This is a genomic window from Kitasatospora sp. NPDC091257 (genome assembly GCF_044757675.1).
GTDB lineage: Bacteria > Actinomycetota > Actinomycetes > Streptomycetales > Streptomycetaceae > Kitasatospora > Kitasatospora lactacystinica.
This window is the reverse complement of record NZ_JBIVVI010000613.1, coordinates 1-5472: the sequence shown is the minus strand read 5'-3', so window position 1 is coordinate 5472 and position 5472 is coordinate 1. Positions and strand designations below refer to the sequence as shown.

Here is a 5472-nt window from a genome sequence, read left to right as displayed (position 1 = left end):
CTCGACCAGGTTGTCCTGGAGGTCGCCGACGGTGAGCTTCCACGCCGGGTGCGGGGCCGCTGCGGGCCGGAGGGCCGGGCGGGCTGCCGGACCGGGACACCGGCGGATGGGAACGGCGGGCCGAACCGTCGTACGCTCTGCCGGTCAGACCACATGGAGCACCTGTGACCGCCGGAGTGTGCCGTGCCGCCCGCCCCTCGCCCCACCGTTCTCGCAGCGGCCCTGCTGCTCGCCACCACCACCGGGTGCAGCCTGCTGGCCGCTCCGACCACCGGCACCCCCGGGGGCCCCGCGCCGGTGCCGCCCAAGCAGGTGGTGCTCACCGCCGCGCAGGCGCTGGACGACGCCGGCAGCGCCCGGATCGACGTGGTGCGGGAGGGCCCGGGCGGCCGGCGCACCGCGAGCGGCTCCCTGGTCTGGGGCGCCTCGGACGAGGCCCGACTGACCGTCACCGACGAACGCGGCAGCGGCCGGCTGACCGTGAAGGACGGCGCCCTCGACCTCGTCTACCAGGACGGCGCGGCCAGGCACGCGGAGCGGAGCACCGCCGAGTCGGTCGACCCCGGGGCGGGCCCCGACCCGGAGGGCTTCGCGGGCGGCTGGACGACGGCGCTGATCTCCAGCCCGGGCGGCCGGGCGTACGAGGTCGCCCAAGGCGTCAAGCTCACCTCGCTCGGCGGCGAGCAGCTGGCCGGGGTGACCGTGGCGCACTACCAGGGCTCCGCGCCGGTGGCCGAACTGTTCGGCAAGGACGACGAGTTGAGCCCGCGACGGCGCGCCGCCACGCTGGACTGGTACCGGCAGCACGGGGTGACGGCGATCGGCTACGACATCTGGGTCGGGCCCGGCATGCAGCTGCTGCGGCTGCGCGAGACGGTCCGGGGGGACGCGGGAACCACGGTGACGACGACCGATGTCTCGGCTCCCGGGGCGGCGGACGCGACGCCCGCCGCGGGCGGGTGACGGGGAGGCGGATATCCGGTGCGTGGGGACATCGACGATCCGTTAGAGTCCGCATGAAAAGAACATGAGAAGAGCTGACGATCGGTTCTTCCATGGGGATCTGGATCTCACGGGGGTATCTCCATGCGCGCTCTGCGCCTCGCCTCGGCCGTCGCGACGACGGCCGTCCTGCTCGGTGCCGCGACCGCCTGCGGCAGTGACGCCAAGAGCGGCGACGCCAAGGGCGGCACCAAGACCGGTGAGGCCAAGCCCGGTGACACCAAGAGCGCCGACGCCAAGGGCGCGGACCCGCTCGCGGCGGCCCTGGCCGCGGACCCGAAGGCCGCGCTGGCCGCGTCCGCCGTGGTGATGCAGAAGGCCGGCAACGGCAAGGTCACCATGATCCCGGCCGATCCCACCGACCCCGCCGGCACCGGCGACGCGGACTGGAAGGACCCGGCCAAGGCGGCCGTGGACCTGGCCAGCGACATCGAGGGCAAGAAGCTCCGGATCCGGGTGCTCGGAACGGACGCCTACCTCGGCGGCGGCGACGACGTCGCGCCGGCCCTGGGCGGCAAGCACTGGGTCAAGATGCCCGCCGACGCGACGGGCGACAGCTTCCGGGCGGTCGGCCAGATGACGAACCCGGTCGTCCTGCTCACCGTCGCGGCCCAGAGCGGCAAGCTCTCCAAGGTCGGCCAGGAGGCCGTGGACGGCGTCCAGACCACCCACCTGCGGGCGGAGCAGGACACCGCCGCGCTGGTGGCCGGGATGACGGCGCTCTCGGCGGGCCAGCGCACGGCCGTCCAGAAGACGCTGGAGGAGGACGGCAAGACCCTCACCATCGACTTCTGGCTGAACGGCAACCAGGAGCTCGTCCAGTACAAGGAGTACGGCGACACCAACGGCGAGAAGCAGGCCGTCACGATCAAGTACTCCAACCTCGGCAAGGCCGCCGCGATCGCGGCGCCGGCCGCCGGCGACCTCGGCAACGAGGCCGACGTGCTCAAGCTGCTCGGCTGATCCGGCCGGACCGGACACCGGGCCCACCCGCAACAACCGGCTACCACCCCGGGCGCACGACGCGCCCGGGGGTCCTCAAGGGGGGAATCATGGCTGGAACCCGCAAGACCGCCGTCGCCGTCGTCCTCGCCGCCCTGGCGCTGACCGCGACCGCGTGCAACAACAACGACGACAAGAGCGCCGCCCCGGCCGCGCCGACCACGGCCGCCACCTCGGCCACCCCGTCGGCCGCCGCCCCGACCACCGCCGCGAAGCCGGAGAAGGTCAGCCCGGCGGTCTTCCTGGAGCAGGTCACCCAGAAGACCGGCGCGGCCAAGTCGGCCAAGGTCGACGAGGTGATCCAGGTCGGCGAGGTCGTCATGAAGGGCCAGGGGGCGGTGTCCTGGGCCGACGGCCTGGAGGCCGACCTCACGATGGACCTGTCGGGCTCCCCGATGGCCAAGCTCCTGGAGCCGCTGACCGGCGGGCCGAAGGTGCACTACCTGTACGCCAAGGACGCCATGTACATGGGCCTGGGCGGGCAGCTGCTGGAGAGCGGCAGCCCGAAGTGGGTGCGCTACAGCAAGGCCGACATGGCCAAGGCGTCCGGTGGCACGACCGACCAGCTGCAGAGCGCGGACCCGGTGCAGGGCGTCCGGACGCTGATCGCCAGCGGCAAGGTCACCGAGGTCGGCCAGGAGACGGTGAACGGCAAGGCCACCACCCACTACTCCGGTGTGCTCAGCGCGGCCGACGTGCTCAAGGCCACCAGCCAGGGCATGACCCAGGCGCAGGTCGACAAGATCAAGCAGAACCTGGACACGGCCGGGATCACCACCGACCAGATCGACGTCTGGGTCGACGCCGACAAGCTCGTGGTCAAGCGGAGCGAGGTGGCCGACACCAAGGCCGGCGCGCTGAACGTCACCGTCAGCTACTCGGACTACGGCACCCCGGTGATCGCCGCCACCCCGGCGGACTTCATCGACCTCGCCGACCTGCAGAAGGCCGCGGCCGGCAGCTGATCCGCGCGGCCGGGGAGGCGGGGCGCCGGAAGTCGGTCCCCGCCTCCCCGGCCCCGGGCCCGGCTGGGCCGACCCGGTGGATCCGCCCGGCGGAGGGGGCCGCCACCGGGCGGACCGGGGACGGGTGGCAAGGTGGCCGGGACGGGGCCGCCGCAGGACGGGGCCGGGCGAGAGGGGAACGGGCGATGGCGGCACGGCAGCGGTTGGCGGCAGTGGCCGCCGTCGCCCTGCTGGCGAGCGGGCTGAGCGGATGCGGCGGGGACGGCGGCGCGCCCGTCGTGATGTCCGGCAGCCCGAGCCCGGTCGGCGCCCCGCTCTCCACCGCCTCCCCGAGCGCGCAGGCCAAGCCCACCGACCGCTCGCCGCACGGGGTGCTGCTCTCCGCCCAGCTGGCCATGCAGACCGCCCGCCGGGCCAAGGTCAGCTACCGGCTCGGTTCGGACGCCGGGTCCGGCCCGCTGTTCTGGCAGCCCAAGACCGCGCTCCAGATCAAGCGCTCCACCCCGGCCGAGGCCGAGCAGCTGATCGTCGTGGACACCGTCGCCTACCAGGGCGGGGACGCCGCCACCGCGGCCCGGCAGGGCGGCCGCCACTGGGAGCGCTTCACCGTCCCGCCGGACGCGGACGGCCACAAGGAGATCCCGTACGCCGGGCTGATCGACCTGCTGAACCCGGTCGAGGCGCTGACCGCGGCCAACGCCGAGGGGACGGACCCGGTCTTCGTCGGCGAGGAGAAGTTCGAGGACTCCACCGTCGAGCACTACCGGGTCACCACCACCGCCGAGAAGTACGCCGCCGCCCAGACCCAGCTGACCCGGTCCCGCCGGGACGGCCTGCGGGCCGCGCTCGCGCCCGGCAGCTCGATCTCCCTCACCCTGGACCTCTGGCTCAACGACAAGGACCAGCTGGTCCGGCTCCAGCGCACCGGCAGCGGGGACAGTGGGCGGGCGGACGACTCGGTGCTCTACACCGACCTCGCCGGCGCGCTGCTCTCGGCGCAGGCGCCGGCCGAGACGGACACCGCGGACACCGGCGTCCGGACGGTCTCCCCGCTGGCCCGCTGAGCGGGCGCCCGGGATGCTCCGGGACGGCCCGGGCCCTCACCGCCCGAGGGCGATTTGCACCTCGCGGAGGGCTCCGGCTACGCTGGCCGAAGCCAAAGACCGCTGGTTGTCGCCGCGCCCGTCAGGGAGCAGGTGACCGAAGGATCTGCGCTTCGTCGCAGGCAGCCCGCGCAGGTGCGTCTGGAGCTTCGACTTCCGGGTCCCGCGTTCGCGTGGAGGTCCGTCGAGGTCGTTCCGAGCCCCGTGCCCCTGCGCACCGGGGCTCATTGCATTTCTGCAAGGGCTTTCCTTCCGTCCGGTCGGTCCACGGCGACCTAGGTCGACTTTCGCGGTCGGCCCGAATTCGACATCACGGAAGGAGGCGTAAGCCTATGGCCAGGCCCGACAAGGCTGCCGCCGTCGCCGAGATCACGGACAAGTTCCGTGGCTCCTCCGCGGCGCTGCTGACCGAGTACCGCGGTCTCTCGGTGAAGCAGGTCAAGACCCTGCGTCGCTCGCTCGGCGACAACGCCGAGTACGCCGTGGTGAAGAACACGCTGACCAAGATCGCGGCCAATGAGGTCGGGATCACGGAGCTCGACGACCTGTTCAACGGTCCGACGGCTGTCGCCTTCGTCACCGGTGACCCGGTGGAGTCGGCGAAGGCTCTGCGTGACTTCGCCAAGGAGAACCCCGCTCTCATCATCAAGGGCGGTGTCCTTGACGGTAAGGCGCTGTCCGCCGATGAGATCAAGAAGCTCGCGGACCTCGAGTCCCGCGAGGTGCTGCTCGCCAAGCTGGCGGGTGCCCTGAAGGCCAAGCAGTCCCAGGCTGCCGCGCTCTTCCAGGCCCTGCCGTCGAAGCTCGTCCGCACTGTGGACGCGCTGCGCGACAAGGTCGAGCAGGGCGGTGCCGGTACGCCGGCTCCCGCCGCCGAGGACGCCGCCGCCGAGTAATTCGGCAGGCTCACGCCTCGCTGCGGGCCCGTACGCCCGCCCCACCCGTACATCCGGCACCAACCTGCCGATTTAGTGGAAGGACGCCATCATGGCGAAGCTGTCCCAGGACGAGCTGCTCGCGCAGTTCGAGGAGCTCACCCTCATCGAGCTGGCCGCCTTCGTGAAGGCCTTCGAGGAGAAGTTCGACGTCACCGCCGCCGCCCCGGTCGCCGTTGCCGCCGCCGGCGTTGCCGGCCCGGCCGCCGAGGCCGCTGAGGAGCAGGACGAGTTCGACGTCATCCTCGAGGGCGCTGGCGACAAGAAGATCCAGGTCATCAAGGAGGTGCGCACCCTGACCTCCCTCGGCCTGAAGGAGGCCAAGGACCTCGTTGACACCGCTGGTGCCAAGGTCCTGGAGAAGGTTGCCAAGGACGTTGCCGAGAAGGCCAAGGCTGCCCTTGAGGGTGCCGGCGCCAAGGTCACCGTCAAGTGATCTCGCGCCCCCTCTGAGGGGGCGTAGGG

6 protein-coding genes are annotated in these 5472 nt (G+C 72.4%); all 6 read left to right on the top strand.

Annotated elements, in window-relative coordinates; genetic code table 11:
* Positions 1-183: 183 nt before the first annotated feature.
* The 6 genes from ACIQOV_RS25620 (at position 184) to rplL (ending at position 5443) form a co-directional block, all read left to right on the top strand.
* The gene (locus ACIQOV_RS25620) at positions 184-963 is read left to right on the top strand and encodes a hypothetical protein (protein WP_359897544.1); all 780 of its coding nucleotides are present in this window, start codon (positions 184-186) and stop codon (positions 961-963) included.
* A gap of 123 nt (positions 964-1086) precedes the next feature.
* Entirely contained in the window at positions 1087-1965 is an 879-nt protein-coding gene (locus tag ACIQOV_RS25615; RefSeq protein ID WP_401052230.1) for a hypothetical protein, read from the top strand.
* Positions 1966-2054: 89 nt separating this feature from the next.
* Positions 2055-2969, top strand: coding sequence for a hypothetical protein (locus ACIQOV_RS25610; RefSeq protein ID WP_401052228.1), 915 nt, complete (start codon positions 2055-2057; stop codon positions 2967-2969).
* 185 nt (positions 2970-3154) lie between these two features.
* On the top strand, positions 3155-4033 hold the full coding sequence (locus tag ACIQOV_RS25605; protein WP_401052226.1) for a hypothetical protein: 879 nt from the start codon (positions 3155-3157) through the stop codon (positions 4031-4033).
* Positions 4034-4404: 371 nt separating this feature from the next.
* Positions 4405-4968, top strand: a complete 564-nt coding sequence (gene rplJ, locus ACIQOV_RS25600) for a 50S ribosomal protein L10 (RefSeq protein ID WP_045693068.1) — start codon at positions 4405-4407, stop codon at positions 4966-4968.
* Between the two features lie 91 nt (positions 4969-5059).
* Positions 5060-5443 carry a 50S ribosomal protein L7/L12 gene (rplL, locus tag ACIQOV_RS25595; RefSeq protein WP_401052223.1) on the top strand — a complete coding sequence of 128 codons (384 nt, stop codon included), beginning with the start codon at positions 5060-5062 and terminating at the stop codon, positions 5441-5443.
* Positions 5444-5472: the final 29 nt, after the last annotated feature.

Excerpts from the sequence above, each read along its gene's own strand:
- ACIQOV_RS25610 (WP_401052228.1), top strand. The coding sequence starts at position 2,055 with ATGGCTGGAACCCGCAAGACCGCCGTCGCCGTCGTCCTCGCCGCCCTG.
- rplL (WP_401052223.1), top strand. The coding sequence starts at position 5,060 with ATGGCGAAGCTGTCCCAGGACGAGCTGCTCGCGCAGTTCGAGGAGCTC.
- ACIQOV_RS25605 (WP_401052226.1), top strand. The coding sequence starts at position 3,155 with ATGGCGGCACGGCAGCGGTTGGCGGCAGTGGCCGCCGTCGCCCTGCTG.
- ACIQOV_RS25615 (WP_401052230.1), top strand. The coding sequence starts at position 1,087 with ATGCGCGCTCTGCGCCTCGCCTCGGCCGTCGCGACGACGGCCGTCCTG.
- rplJ (WP_045693068.1), top strand. The coding sequence starts at position 4,405 with ATGGCCAGGCCCGACAAGGCTGCCGCCGTCGCCGAGATCACGGACAAG.